Here is a 14158-nt window from a genome sequence, read left to right as displayed (position 1 = left end):
AATATTTCTTAGTCCCGATTTTTTAGGCTGAGATTACTGCTAGAAATTGTCTGAAAGGATTCTCTAGACTTACACAGCAGAAACAGATATAAACTGAATCAAGAGAACTTAAAAATTTTATTTATATAAAAAATATATGAATAGATGTCTGCTTGCATAAAGCTACTAGGTTAAGTCAGTTACCCATGCGTCAATGGTTTCCTTTACTGTGCTATCTCAAGATCTCATAATTGAGCGATCGCTTTTAACTGTACTGCCCAATCGAGTACTGACAGATGCGATCGCCCTGATGCACCAGCAGCAAGCAGAGATTGTTTGGATCGTAGAGCCCATTGAAACCTCCAATAAAAACTTAATTGAGAGTCAAGCAGATCCTCAGCCCGTTCGAGTTCTGGGGAGTTTCTCTGAGCGATCGCTACTTAAGTTGATTGCTACAAAAATGAATATTTCAGAAATCCTGATTGGTGAGGTGATGCTGCCCCCTGTTGTTACCCTCATAGAACCAATCGAGCCCGATCCAAAAGCCTTGTGGCAAATCATGCAGCAACACCAAGTTCATTATCTACCAGTGGTAGATCGTAGAGAATATTTTGTCGGAATGATTTCCGAGCGCAGTATTCTCCAAGCTTTATCCCTCCTTCCATCCGATCGAGAGATTCAATCTAGAGAAACTGCAATTGACTCAGAAGGTCTCGATCCTCCAAAGGAAGAGCAGGATTTACAGAAGCGATTTAAAGCCTTTGAAGCTGCCATGGATGGCATGATGGTTTTATCCAATCGAGGAGAAATTGTCTATCTCAATCCCTCTCAGGTTGAGCTTTTTGGCTATAGAGATCGCAAGGAACTATTAGGGAGCGATTGGCGCAACCTATACTCCCCCAAAGAAGCGAATCACCTTGAAACAGAGATATTTCCTTTATTAAAAGTCCAAGGTAGTTGGCGAGGCGAAGCTTTTGCTAAGAAAGCAAATGGGAAAGCATTTTTGGAAGAACTTTCCTTGACCCTGAGCGAAGACGGTAATATCATCTTTATCTGTCGCGATATTACAGAACAGTTAAGAACCTTGGCTGAGTTGCAATTGAGCGAAGCCAGATACCGTGCTGCCACGAGGGGGCACTTGGATGCCTTCTTTATTTTAGATAGCATCAGAAATGAGCAGGGTAAAATTATTGACTTTACGTTTGTGGATATTAACTTGCAAGCCGAGCAGTTAATCTCAATGTCTAGAAGTCAGGTTGTGGGAAAAGGGTTCTGTCAACTTCTACCCCATCATTTTTCTGAAGGATTTTTTGATAAGTTTGTTCGTGTAGTAGAATCAGGAGAACTGCTTGAAGAAGAGTCGGCGCTTGCTGTTGAAGGTGAAAATAGGTTTTGGCTAAAACATCAAATCGTTCCCTTAATCGATGGTGTGGCGATCTCAACGCGAGACATTACCGATCGCAAACAGGCGGAGGTAGCACTACGCGAGAGCGAATCTCTCTATCGTTTGTTAGCCGAACATTCTAACGACATTATTTCGCGGCATACAACCGATGGTAGATATACTTACGTGTCACCTGCCTGTCGTACCTTACTTGGATATGAGCCAGAAGAGCTAATTGGATCTACAATTTATGACTCAATCGCTCCTGAAGACCTGCTGCGGGTCGAACTTGGGATCCGAGTTCTGTTAGAGCAACCCATTACCAACTGCATCAGCTATCAAATTCGAGCTAAAAATGGATCTTATATCTGGCTAGAAACGACCTTTCGGGCGATCCGCGATCCGCACCAGACTGCACAAGAAATTATTGCAACTTCTAGAGATATTACACAACGGCGTAGGGCAGAAGAAGAATTGCAACTGAGTGCCGATCGCTTACGTTTGGCGATCGAAAGCACCGATGATGGCTTGTGGGATTGGAATATTGTTACAGGGGAATGCTACTTTAGTCCCCGTTGGTTAGAAGAGCATTTGGGCTACGAAGATAGGGAGATCCGGTCCCATATTTCGGCATGGGAAGCACTAATTCACCCGCAAGATCGAGAGTTAGCACTTGCCTATTTAGAAGATCATCTAGAAGGATTGAGTTCGATCTATGAAACTGAAGCACGGATATTGCAAAAGTCTGGGGAATGGATTTGGGTTTTAACTAGAGGGAAGGTCACGGCAAGAGATGAGACGGGCAACCCCCTGCGCATGGTAGGAACGCATACGGATATTAGCGATCGCCGATCTGCTCAAGAACTCTTTAGTCGTCAATTTCAGCGCGCCCTCTTGCTGAAACAGATTACAGACGAAATCCGTCAAAGCTTAGACAGCAAAAAGATTTTTGCTACAGCTACTGCCCAGATTGGTATGACGTTTGGTGTAAGTCGTTGCCACATTCATACCTACGAGTTTGGCGCTTCCTCCATACCCGTAGTGGGGGAATATCTTGAAGCAGACAATGTATCCATGCTAGGTATGGACATTTTGGTGGGAAATAATCCTCACGCTCAAAAAATTCTTGCGGCTGATGAAGTTGTGAGTTCTTTTAATGTTTATGACGACCCACTTTTAGCCCCTTCTGTTTCTTTCTGCAAAAAAATCAATCTGCAGTCTATGCTGGCAATCCGCACTTCTTACAAGGGTAAGCCCAATGGGGTGATTGCTTTGCATCAATGCGATCGCTTTCGAGAATGGACATCTGACGAGATCGAATTGCTAGAAGCAGTGGCTGCACAGGTAGGCATTGCGATCGCCCACGCTCAGTTGCTCGATCAAGAAAAGTCGCAACGGGAAGCAATGATTGCCAAAAACTTAGATTTAGAGAAAGCGAGGGAAATGGCAGAAACTGCCAATCGGTCTAAGAGTGAATTTCTCGCAATGATGAGTCACGAGATTCGCACGCCGATGAATGCTGTCATTGGTATGACGGGCCTTCTCCTTGATATGGATTTGTCCCCAGAGCAAAGAGAGTATGTGGAAATCGTGAGAGACAGCGGTGATGCCTTGTTGACGATTATCAATGATATTCTGGACTTCTCTAAAATTGAATCAGGCTATCTCGATCTAGAACAACATCCCTTTAATTTGCATAACTGTCTTGAAGGTGCGATCGACCTGCTCGCCAGTTCTGCCAAGAAAAAAGGAATTGCGCTGTCCTATGCGCTCGATCCGCAAATACCTGCTGTGCTGAAAGGGGATGCCACAAGACTGCGGCAGATCTTGGTGAATCTAATTGGGAATGCAATTAAATTTACACAGCAAGGCAATATATTAGTTTCAGCGATCGTTCGCAAAGACATTCGAGAAGTAGACATAAATCACCCACGAGAAAGCGATCGCGCGGAATACTTGTTGCAATTTGCGATCCAAGATACAGGTATCGGCATTACCACTGAAAAAATGTATAGGCTGTTCAAACCTTTTAGCCAAGTAGACGCTTCGACAACGCGTCAGTATGGAGGGACAGGGCTAGGATTGGCAATCAGCAATCGACTGAGCGAACTGATGGGGGGTACAATGTGGGTCGAAAGTAGGGGTAGCATCGGTGGCAACCCTCCTGCTGGCTGGGAACCACCTACTCATCATTCTATTGGCTCAACTTTCTACTTTACGATCGCTTTGCAGTCGGTCTTGAGCGAAACGCGCGATCGCCCCCTTGATGCTCCTCTAGTAGACGTGAGGGTCTCAATGGGTAAAGGCTCGAATGACAAAGCCAATGCTCTCATTACACCAGTTACCACAAGATCGCCACTTACTTCGAACTTGTCTGAAACCCTGCCACTTCGGATTCTCTTAGCTGAAGATAATGTGGTCAATCAGAAAGTGGCTTCGCGACTATTGGGACGGATGGGCTACCGCGTTGATATTGCCAGCAATGGACTAGAAACCATAGAGGCGCTATATCGTCAAACCTATGATGTGATTCTTATGGATGTGCAAATGCCCGAAATGGATGGATTGGAGGCAGCCAGACAAATTCGGATGAGAGAAGTACGCGAAAAAATTAGTGATGAGAATGGAACCACAAAAACAATAAAATACGAAAATATGGATGAAGTCGATTTGCCAACCTATTCTTCCACACTATCTGCCAAATTCTCTACCAAGCCTGTTCACATTATCGCAATGACTGCTAATGCTATGCAGGGCGTGCGCGAGTCTTGCTTAGAAGCAGGGATGAATGATTACATTACCAAACCGATTAAGATAGAAGAGTTAGTGCAAGCCTTACATCGTTGTCGTGCGACGTGAAGATTTAATAGAAATTTTTAAGTTTGTACGGTACATTCACAATCCAAAATCCTTGAAATAGGATCGCTCTATGCAACGCAGTAAACTTCAACGTATTACCCTCGATCGCACTCAGTTAGACGAACAACTTCAGGTTTCTGCACTGCTTACCCTTACGCCCAAACAAAAACACTATCTCTGCCATGTCTTGCGTCTGAGTACTGGTGCAGAGTTCATTGCGCTGGATGGCATGGGACATGGTTGGCTGACTCAGATTCACACCAACATTCAGCCCAACGATCCCACAAACTTGGTACAAGCACAGATTTTGGCAGAAATTCCAAATTATGCCGAAACTGAGATTGAAGTGATGTTGGCGATCGCCATGCCTAAAGGGAACACGATCGAATCTGTCATTCGTCAAGCAGCGGAATTGGGGGTGCGACAGATTTTGCCCATGTGGAGCGATCGCACCGCGATCAAACCCAATACCCCCTTGGGGAGTCAGAAATTAGAACGATGGCAGCGTATTGCCCAAGAAGCAACGGAATTATCTTGGCAGGCTTATGTACCTCAGATCGCTTCCCCATGTGCGTTTAAGGATTTAATTGCCGCACCTGCTCAAACGAGCCAAACCAAATTGATCTGCGTTACTCACCAGCATGGCGTGCCTCACTTACTCACTTATTTGAACCTAACTTATTTAAACCACGACGACCTAAATAACGACCTAAATTCCGATCGAATCGACCTTCAAGACGATGCCAAAATACCAAGATTCGCGTCAGACTCTATTCTGATCGCTACGGGTGCGGAGGGTGGCTGGACGGCTCAAGAAGAAGCCTTAGCCATCGCAAATCATTGGCAACCTGTCTCCCTTGGCGATCGCATCTTGTCGGCAATTACTGCACCAGTGGTAGCATTAGCAATAATTCGTGCTGCACTAGAAGCTCGTTCGAAATCATGATCGTTACTCACACTCAAAATCTGTTGAAAATTGGGACTCGTGGCAAGTCTCTATATGACATCACGCGCCAAGTCGAAGCGATCGTCGCGCAATCGAACACCAAAGTTGGGCTATGTACGCTGTTTTTGCGTCATTCCTCAGCCAGTTTGATTATTCAAGAAAATGCCGATCCAGATGTCTTGGCGGATTTAGAAACTTTTTTCGCAAAACTCGTTCCTGAGAATGGACGGGATTATCGCCACAGCAATGAAGGCGCTGATGATATGCCTGCTCATATTCGTACTGCCCTCACAAAAACCTCAGAAAACATTCCGATCTCCAATGGACGCCTAGCCCTAGGAACTTGGCAAGGAATATACATCTGGGAACATCGCAGCCTCGGACGCACGCGTGAAGTATTGGTGCATATTTCAGGTAACTGAATGAAATTCCCTAAAAAAACAACACGGAAACGAAACAAAGCGATCGGCTGGCTGAAATGGCTAATACCCGGTCTGTTTGTGAAACGTTGGCTGTTTTTAAGTATCTTTGGCATTATTTTAATTAGTCTAGGGCTGGCAATTTCTGCCAAACTCACGCCTGTTCTATTTATTACCCGTCTGGTTGGCTCAGTGCTCGAAAACTTAGCGCAATTGCTACCACGCCATATTAGCGGACCGATCGCTGTCGTCCTTGGCATCGGGCTTTTGTGGTTGGGGCAAAAGCGCATCCTGCGATCGATTACTCAAGCCTTAGTACCTGACAACGATAAAGAATTGGTGGATCTCTTACTCACCCATCGCAAACTCAATCGAGGACCAAAGTTAGTAGCGCTTGGAGGTGGCACGGGGCTATCTACGCTACTTAGAGGACTTAAACGGTATAGTGCCAATATCACTGCGATCGTTGCTGTTTCCGATGATGGTGGCTCTTCGGGGCGCTTGCGACGCGAGCATGGGGTCTTGCCCCCTGGGGATATTCGCAATTGCCTCGCTGCCCTCGCTGACGAAGAAAAACTGGTCACAGAATTATTTCAATATCGGTTTCAGTCAGGCGAAGGTTTATCTGGGCATAGCTTTGGGAATTTATTCCTCACGGCGATGAGTGAGATTACTGGAGATTTAGAAAAAGCTGTCACCGCCAGTTCGCAAGTTTTGGCCGTAAGAGGTCGCGTTTTGCCTGCTACCTTAGATGACATGGTACTTTGGGCTGACTTAGAGGATGGTCGCTACATCGAAGGCGAATCTAAAATTTCCGAAGCCCATGGCAAGATCAAACGGATTGGCTGTATCCCTGAAAGCCCTACTGCACTTCCCCAAGCCGTCATAGATATTGCTGAGGCAGACTGCATTATCATCGGGCCTGGCAGTCTTTATACCAGTATTATTCCAAACCTATTAGTGCCTGATATTTTAGAAGCGATCGTCAATCGTCAAGCTCCTTGCATTTACGTATGCAATATCATGAGCCAATCAGGAGAAACTGAAGGCTATAGTGTTGCTGACTATGTGAGGGCGCTAGATAACGTGGCTGGGGTACGATTGTTTGATGTGGTTCTCGTCCAGAAATATCCACCATCCGAGCGATCGCTTCAGCACTATGAAAGTAGCGGCTGTCATTTCACCAACTTCGATCGCGATAACTTGGTAATACTCAATTGTCCAATTTTACTTGCCAATGTCATGCAAGAAACTGCCAATGGGATCGTGCGGCATGATTCCGATAAATTAGCTGGAGTACTAATGCGTTGGTACAATCGACAATAGGTAAACCGCAGACCCTTAGAATCTTAAGATGGCAGAACCCCAAAAATATCACCTTAGAACCAATAGTGATATCTATGCCCTCAACCAAGTTCAACGTTGGTTTAAACAGTTTACGGTGGTTCCTAAGCAAATTTGGATGCAGTGCGATCTGGTTTTGGTCGAGGCATTTACCAACGTTGTTTGCCATGCCCATGAAAAGCTACCAGAAGATACCCCCATTGATATTGAGGTAACTATGTTTCAAGAAGCTATGGAAATTCGGATCTGGGATTTTGGTAAGCCCTTTGATATGCAACAGGAGATCGAGAGACTTACTGCCGAACAACGAACATCTTCTGAAATTGCAGATCTTCCTACAGGGGGTAGAGGTCTGCTGATCAGCCAGAAGATCGCCGATGAAATTCGCTACGAACGGCTGTCCGATCATCGAAATTGCTTTATGATGCGAAAAAATTTCACCAAAACCTCAACAAATTCTGTTTAGAAATACTAATAAACATTGGGCAGATGAAATCTGCCCAATGTTTATTTCTGCGTAAAAGGTAAAAGTTTGAAGCTTTTTAAAAGGGTAACCCCCTGTGAGGAACTACAAATAAATACTGAGCTAGGAAGATTGCTATGACTGTAAACAAGATTTCCGAAAGTATCGGTGGATGGAATTGGGGAGCATTTTTTCTCACTCCATTTTGGGCGCTTTCCAATCAAGCATGGCTAGGCTTAATTTGTTGGCTACCTCACTTAATCTTGAACCTAATATTAGCGATCTTGATGTCCAACCAGAAAAATTTGATTGGAGCAGTTTTAGGCATCTTAGATCTATCATTGAAAGTAAACCATCCAGTTTGGATCGTTACCAATACTCGCAACTCCCACAAATAAATCTATATTTCGCATCACTTCTGAAAAGGCTAATGTGGGAACTTGCTCTAAAGAGATTGGAATATGGCGATCGTTTAAAAAGCAAACGCGATCGCTTACTACATACAGATAAATTTGGAATGTACTCCCTGTTTGACATCACAGTTGAGGTATTCCACTGGATTCAACTCTGGTGAGTATGAGGGTAAGGGAAATAGTTCGATCTGTCCGTGCATGTTGCTTAATGCTTGGATACTCATGCTCCAATCAGTGCTTGACGGCGTTTGGGTCTGGCTCATAAGCTCGCTTGAGAGACTTTTGAGGCGTATAATCCCATCGTCTCAAATATTCACCTACTGTGCGGATAGGCATCTTGACCCCGCACTCTTGGGCTATTAATTTTTGTGCCGTGGGGTCTACGAGTCGTCTATCAGGTTTCTTCATACCTCTACTTTAGCAATTTCACCTCTGACTACGCATTCTGTTTAATTGCCAAGTTACTATGTAGAAGGAGTTTCATCAGAACTCTGCGCTTTGTCCAAAGCCGCGTCATAATGACTTCTTGACTCTTGGAGAAGTTGCTCTACCTTAGCTGTTTCCTCTGGATCTAAGGCTTTTCCTGCCTCTTTCGCCGCACGTTCAATTGAGCGCACCTCCTCGTAAAGCTTATGCCCAACTCCATTTTTGACATCCATTATTTGCTGTAAATGCAATTGAAGTTCGGCAATATGACCGTTAGAAAGTCTGACATTCAATAAGATGTCTCGATATCCTGCAGGAGTTGGCTTGGCAAATCGATTTTTTTCCCGAACAAGAGCTAGCATTTCCTTGCATTTACCGAGCCCTAGCATCAAATCGCGATAGCTATTGTAAATGATTGAAGCTCGACATATATCAACAAGTCGAGAATGATCTCCACCATATTCGCCTTCACTCTTTGCCACTGCTGTGTTTTGGTCTTTTAATTTGGGTATTTTTGCAGTGCCATTTGTTATAGAAGCAATATTAGAGACTATCGGATCGAACTCTACTTTAGCGACAGATGCCTCTTCGTAGAGTTTAAACATAAATTTTTTGCCTACACCTTGATGTAGTTCCTCGACTTTACTTGCAGGTTCTTCTGCGGGCTTACTAGTCGCTTCATCACCATCTCTTTGGATATTGGCTTTTGTTTTTGCAGTAGTTCGCACTAGTGGCGTTGTCGTCGGTTTCTTTTGAATCACATTACCATTTTGCTGCACCACATGCGTCAACTCATGGGCAATCAACTCTTGCCCCCCGCGACTGCTTGGATCGTAGGCACCCTGCCTAAAGAACACATCCTGCCCTGTCGTAAACGCCCTTGCCTGAATCGATTGATTTAACCGATCGGACTGCGAATCCGTATGCACCTTCACGCCACTAAAATCTGCTCCCATCGCCTCACCCATCTTTGCTTGCAGATTGGGCTCTAAAGATTGACCACTACCCCGCGCGTTTTGAATCGACGACTCTAAATCTGCTGATGCCTCTACTCCAGCTAGGGTGTCTCGCCTTTGCACCAAAGACTTTGCCTGTAGTTCTTCCTCTTCTTCTAGCATCGCCTCGCGCTGAATTGAGGAGATTGCGGGCATCATCTGTAGATCCTCTTCCTCCTCGGGTTCGCGTTGGATTGAAGAGATTACGGGCTTCATCTGTAAATCCTCTTCCTCTTCTGGCATTGCCTCGCGCTGGATTGAGGAGATTGCAGGCTTCATCTGGAGCTTCTCTTCCTCTTCTGGAACTTCTTCCCGTTGAACGCTTTCAGGAACATTAATCTTTTGTACGACTTCTGCTGCCACCCGATCTGCTTCCTGCTCGTACTTGTCGCCCACTGCCCCGATCGCTAACTTAGCCTGTATCGTTTTTGCTTGATTTTCCCTATACCTCTGCACCATTTCCTGATGTTTTCGCTGCATGATGCTCTCTGACGAGCCACGTACAGGGGTATACCCATAATTAGGGTCAGGTGCTACGTTCCCTCCCTCTTTGACCCTTTGCCGCATCTCGTCTAACTTGCGTTGCATGATGCTCTGTGACGAGCCACGTACAGGGGTATACCCATGATTGGGGTCAGGTTCTGCGTTGCCTCCCTCCTTATATCGCTGAACGATACCCTCCCACTTTCGTTGCATCACCCTCTCAGACGAGCCTCGGTCATCATTACCAGAGAAGCTAAGATCGGTAAAGTAAAGATTTTCTTGAGACGATCGCTTGTCTTGATTTTCTAAGTCTCTCTCGGCTTGAGAGGATTCCGAAGCTTGAGGTGCAGCAGATGGTTGGACTTGAGGAGGTGCAAAGGGGCGTGTTTGAATTTGTACGGCAGGTGGGACAAATGATGATTGGGCTGCGGGCTTGCTGATATATTCGCTCACGATCGAACACCTCTCTCGAATACTTGAATATTACCTAAATTTCAGGCTGTGAGGCAAACAACAACCTGCGATCATAAACTCTATAAATTGGATTTTACATTTGGTGTAGGCTGTTTAATCAAATCAACAAAGATCTAGTGGAGATCTAGCCACAAGCTATTGATCACTTAAACTTCTCTTATGTAAAAAATTATGGATTTTTTGTTGGGTTTGGGTTGTCGGACTGCAAGGAACACAGTTTCAGCCATTCCTCTTCTTCTTTATGTCTAGCATGTAATCGTCTTTCAATTTCTTTCTTTAGTTCCTCAGGCTTGTCACTTAAATGCGCTAATCCCAATCTTTTTAGTCTTTCTTCGCTCGACATTGTTTTATCCTCTTAATTTTGTTTTCTACTTCGTCTTTTTACTTTCAACCTCTAAATCTGCTGCACTAAGAACTTTATCGATCGTGTCATTTCCTATTATCTGACTGACTCCAAATACAATTCCCGTTCCATAAAATTCTTTTTTCCCCTTATGTTTTGGATGTTCGATAGTTGCAAGTTTGTCACTAGGATTTACTTTCTCAGGATTCTTGTTATAAGTTCCAATACTCGTTTCTTCTACAAATTTCTTGATGTCATCTGATGCGCTATTTAGTTGCTTCTCTACAGATTCTTTGGTTTTACTGCCATCTTCTGCTACTACTAAAAAACTAAACTCATCTCCCCCATGCCGAAATTTTCCTACCTTAACTTTTACAGTCTTTATTGCTTGGACTTTATCATCGCATAATTTGGCTATATGCTTGAATACTTCATTAGCACCCGTGTGTCCCAAAACACTATTTAGCCCTCCTAAGTTTCTTATGTCTACCTCGACATAAAAGCCCGTTGCCTCCTTATGCTCTTTAATATATTTTATAGCATTGCTTACTGAGGGTTCTCTATCGCTGGCTACATCAAATCCAGTTACCGTATCTTTATTAGCAGCTCCGCTCAGGGTGAAGAGATTTCTTGCTGCTGGTTCTTTTACTCCTTGTTTCATTGCAGCTAAAATAAAATTGTTTTCCCGAACTTGAGCGTGGTCTACAAAACCCTCATCTTGGGTCATACGTTCTTCAAAATCAGTAACGATTAGGTCTGTCTTTTTAGCTGCCTCTTGCTCGTCATGTTTTTGCGACAGAAGATAATTTCTTAAGGGCACAATCAAAGTATTTGTAAGAGTAGCAAGTGCAAAATCCCAACCACTGGATTGAGTATCGTTATGAGAAGCTAATTGTGTGGCATTCTTACTAGAGCCATTCTCTGGACTTGCAACACCTATAATTGTATTAACAGTGCTATTTTCTGTTATTTGACTGACTCCAAATGCAATTCCCGTTCCATAAAATTCTTTTTCCCCCTTATGTTTTGGATGTTCGATAGTTGCAAGTTTGTCACTAGGATTTACTTTCTCAGGATTCTTGTTATAAGTTTCAATACTCGTTTCTTCTACAAATTTCTTGATGTCATCTGATGCGCTATTTAGTTGCTTCTCTACAGATTCTTTGGTTTTACTGCCATCTTCTGCTACTACTAAAAAACTAAACTTATTTCCCCCATGCCGAAAGCTTGCTACCTTAACTTTTGTAGTCTTTATGTTTTGTACTTTATCATCGCATAGTTTGGCTATATGCTTGAAGACCTCATTAGCACCAGTATGTCCTAAAACACTATTTAGCCCTCCTAAGTTTCTTATGTCTACCTCGACATAAAAGCCCGTTGCCTCCTTATGCTCTTTAATATATTTTATAGCATTGCTTACTGAGGGTTCTCTATCGCTGGCTACATCAAATCCAGTTACCGTATCCTTATTAGCAGCTCCGCTCAGGTTAAACAAGTCTTTTGCTGCTGATTTTTCTACTCCATATTTCTCTGCAGCTAGAATAAAATTGTTTTCCCGAACTTGAGCGTGATCTACAAACCCCTCGTCTTGGGTCATACGTTCTTCAAAATTAGTAACGATCAGGTCTGTCTTTTCATTAGCCTCTTGCTCGTCACATTGCTTCTTAAGATAGGTTCCTAGAACCATAATTAAAGTACCTGTAAGAGCTGTAAGTGCAAAACCCCAACCGCTTAATTGATATACATTGCTATTGGAAACTAATTGCGTAGCGTTCTTACGATAATCCTTTTGATTGGATTCGTTCAGAGCAGCTAGCCCCATTAAATCTGCTTCTTTTTCTAGACCAGCATCATCATTAACGATCGCCCCATGGTACTGGACAGTCGGTTGCACCCGTCCTTGTTTTTGCTGAGCAACATGCCATGCCTCATGGGGTAAATGTTTCTCCTGACCAGATGCAACATGTATCTCAGTTCCACGAGCAAAAGCATGTGCCTGAAATTGGGTTGGTTTATCCGAGTTGTAATGCACTCTCACATCATCCATTGAATATCCTGAAAGGCTTTCAATACCTGTTTTGAGACTATCGGGCATTCCAGTTTGGTTAGGGTGCTGCTTCTCTGATGAGACTTGGGAATTTCCTGCTATTTCATCTTTCGCTTGAATCTCGTAATCTTCCACTGATGCCGATGAGACTTTAGGGTTAGGATGTTGCTTGTGTTGCTCCAGTTTTTGAGGCGATCGTTGTACTGCTCCTCCATTCTGCTGTACGACATGGGTCAACTCATGGGCAATCAACTCTTGCCCCCCGAGACTGCTCGGATCGTAAGCTCCCTGCCTAAAGAAGACATCTTGCCCCGTCGTAAACGCTCTTGCCTGAATCGATTGATTTAACTGGTCAGACTGAGTATCTGTATGTACTTTCACTCCGCTAAAGTCAGCCCCCATTGCCTCTCCCATCTTTGCTTGCAGACTAGGATCTAGAGACTGACCGCTACCTCGCGCACTTTGAATCGATGACTCTAAATCTGCTGAAGCCTCTCCTCCATCAAGGGTATCCCGCCTTTGCACCAAAGACTTTGCCTGTATTTCTTCCTCTTCCTCTGGCATCTCTTCTCTCTGTATTACATCAGAAAGCGATTTCATTTGTAGTGCCTCGTCATCCTCTGGTGATTCGAATCGTTGAATAGATTCGGAGAGAGGCTTCATCTGTAATTTTCCACCTTCTTCTATTTCTTCTTCCCGTTCTTCCTCTTCCTCCTCTCTCTGAACGTTTTCAACGGCATTAATTGTTGGAGAAATCGGTGCTACTACCTGTGGAGATGGGGCAAAAGCAATATTTTCTGGCTGACGATCTGTTTGTGGTAACGCTGTTTCCATAGGTTGAGTCGTATCAGAGAGAGGCTTCATCTGTATCTCTTCATCTTCTTCAGGGGCTTCTTCCCGTTGAACGCTTTCTGGGGCATTAATCTTTTGTACGACTTCCGCTGCGACGCGATCTGCTTCCTGCTCGTACTTGTCACCCACCGCTCCGATCGCTAACTTAGCCTGTATCGTTTTTGCTTGATTTTCCCTATACCTCTGCACCATTTCCTGGTGTTTTCGCTGCATGATGCTCTGTGACGAGCCTCTAACGGGGGTATATTCATAATTGGGGTCAGGGGCTGTGTTCCCTCCCTCTTTAACCCTTTGCCGCATCTCATCTAACTTGCGTTGCATGATGCTCTGTGACGAGCCTCTAACGGGGGTATACCCATGATTAGGGTCAGGGGCTGTGTTCCCTCCCTCCTTATATCGCTGAACGATACCCTCCCACTTTCGCTGCATGACGCTCTCTGACGAGCCTCGGTCATCGCTACCAGAGAAGCTAAGATCGGTAAAGTAAAGATTTTCTTGAGCCGATCGCTTGTCTTGATTTTCTGAGTCTCTCTCGGCTTGAGATGATTCTACGTTTTGTGGAGCAGCAGATGGTTGGACTTGAGGAGGTGCAAAGGGGCGTGTTTGAATTTGTACGGCAGGTGGGACGAATGATGATTGGGCTGCAGGTTTATTTGTATATTCGCTCACAGTCAAGCACCTCTCGCGTAAAAAAGTATTTTAGCCGAAACTCTTCTCAAATATGAATTTTT

Annotated in this window: 11 protein-coding genes; 6 read left to right on the top strand and 5 right to left on the bottom strand. The window is 44.3% G+C overall.

What is annotated here, in order from left to right; genetic code table 11:
- Nucleotides 1-193: 193 nt before the first annotated feature.
- The 6 genes from ACP2WE_RS00240 (at nucleotide 194) to ACP2WE_RS00215 (ending at nucleotide 7792) form a co-directional block, all read left to right on the top strand.
- Nucleotides 194-4222 carry a PAS domain S-box protein gene (locus ACP2WE_RS00240; protein WP_425213612.1) on the top strand — a complete coding sequence of 1343 codons (4029 nt, stop codon included), beginning with the start codon at nucleotides 194-196 and terminating at the stop codon, nucleotides 4220-4222.
- A gap of 70 nt (nucleotides 4223-4292) precedes the next feature.
- Nucleotides 4293-5168 carry an RsmE family RNA methyltransferase gene (locus ACP2WE_RS00235; protein WP_425213611.1) on the top strand — a complete coding sequence of 292 codons (876 nt, stop codon included), beginning with the start codon at nucleotides 4293-4295 and terminating at the stop codon, nucleotides 5166-5168.
- Nucleotides 5165-5590: a secondary thiamine-phosphate synthase enzyme YjbQ gene (locus tag ACP2WE_RS00230; protein ID WP_425213610.1), complete on the top strand. Its 426-nt coding sequence runs from the start codon at nucleotides 5165-5167 to the stop codon at nucleotides 5588-5590. The genes ACP2WE_RS00235 and ACP2WE_RS00230 overlap by 4 nt, the downstream gene beginning before the upstream one ends.
- Nucleotides 5591-6913, top strand: coding sequence for a gluconeogenesis factor YvcK family protein (locus ACP2WE_RS00225; protein ID WP_425213609.1), 1323 nt, complete (start codon nucleotides 5591-5593; stop codon nucleotides 6911-6913). It abuts the gene before it with no gap.
- 28 nt (nucleotides 6914-6941) lie between these two features.
- The gene (locus tag ACP2WE_RS00220; protein ID WP_425213608.1) at nucleotides 6942-7397 is read left to right on the top strand and encodes an ATP-binding protein; all 456 of its coding nucleotides are present in this window, start codon (nucleotides 6942-6944) and stop codon (nucleotides 7395-7397) included.
- A 134-nt stretch (nucleotides 7398-7531) separates the two neighbouring features.
- Nucleotides 7532-7792, top strand: coding sequence for a hypothetical protein (locus tag ACP2WE_RS00215; RefSeq protein WP_425213607.1), 261 nt, complete (start codon nucleotides 7532-7534; stop codon nucleotides 7790-7792).
- A gap of 98 nt (nucleotides 7793-7890) precedes the next feature.
- Here the strand turns inward: ACP2WE_RS00215 and ACP2WE_RS00210 are convergent, their stop codons facing one another.
- The 5 genes from ACP2WE_RS00210 to ACP2WE_RS00190 all read right to left on the bottom strand — a co-directional run bounded on the left by ACP2WE_RS00210 (nucleotide 7891) and on the right by ACP2WE_RS00190 (nucleotide 14096).
- A complete protein-coding gene (locus ACP2WE_RS00210; protein WP_425213883.1) occupies nucleotides 7891-8007 on the bottom strand; it encodes a transposase in 117 nt (38 codons plus the stop codon).
- A 31-nt stretch (nucleotides 8008-8038) separates the two neighbouring features.
- Nucleotides 8039-8215: a helix-turn-helix domain-containing protein gene (locus ACP2WE_RS00205; RefSeq protein ID WP_425213606.1), complete on the bottom strand. Its 177-nt coding sequence runs from the start codon at nucleotides 8213-8215 to the stop codon at nucleotides 8039-8041.
- Nucleotides 8216-8271: 56 nt separating this feature from the next.
- Nucleotides 8272-10164 (bottom strand): eCIS core domain-containing protein, encoded by a 1893-nt coding sequence (locus tag ACP2WE_RS00200; RefSeq protein ID WP_425213605.1) that lies wholly within the window; start codon nucleotides 10162-10164, stop codon nucleotides 8272-8274.
- 190 nt (nucleotides 10165-10354) lie between these two features.
- The gene (locus ACP2WE_RS00195; protein WP_425213604.1) at nucleotides 10355-10528 is read right to left on the bottom strand and encodes a hypothetical protein; all 174 of its coding nucleotides are present in this window, start codon (nucleotides 10526-10528) and stop codon (nucleotides 10355-10357) included.
- A 25-nt stretch (nucleotides 10529-10553) separates the two neighbouring features.
- Complete coding sequence (locus ACP2WE_RS00190; RefSeq protein WP_425213603.1) at nucleotides 10554-14096, bottom strand: eCIS core domain-containing protein; 3543 nt, start codon at nucleotides 14094-14096, stop codon at nucleotides 10554-10556.
- Nucleotides 14097-14158 lie beyond the last annotated feature (62 nt).

The organism is Tumidithrix helvetica PCC 7403 (assembly GCF_965232925.1).
GTDB classification, from domain to species: domain Bacteria; phylum Cyanobacteriota; class Cyanobacteriia; order Pseudanabaenales; family Pseudanabaenaceae; genus Tumidithrix; species Tumidithrix helvetica.
This window is presented reverse-complemented; position numbering and strand designations above follow the sequence as displayed.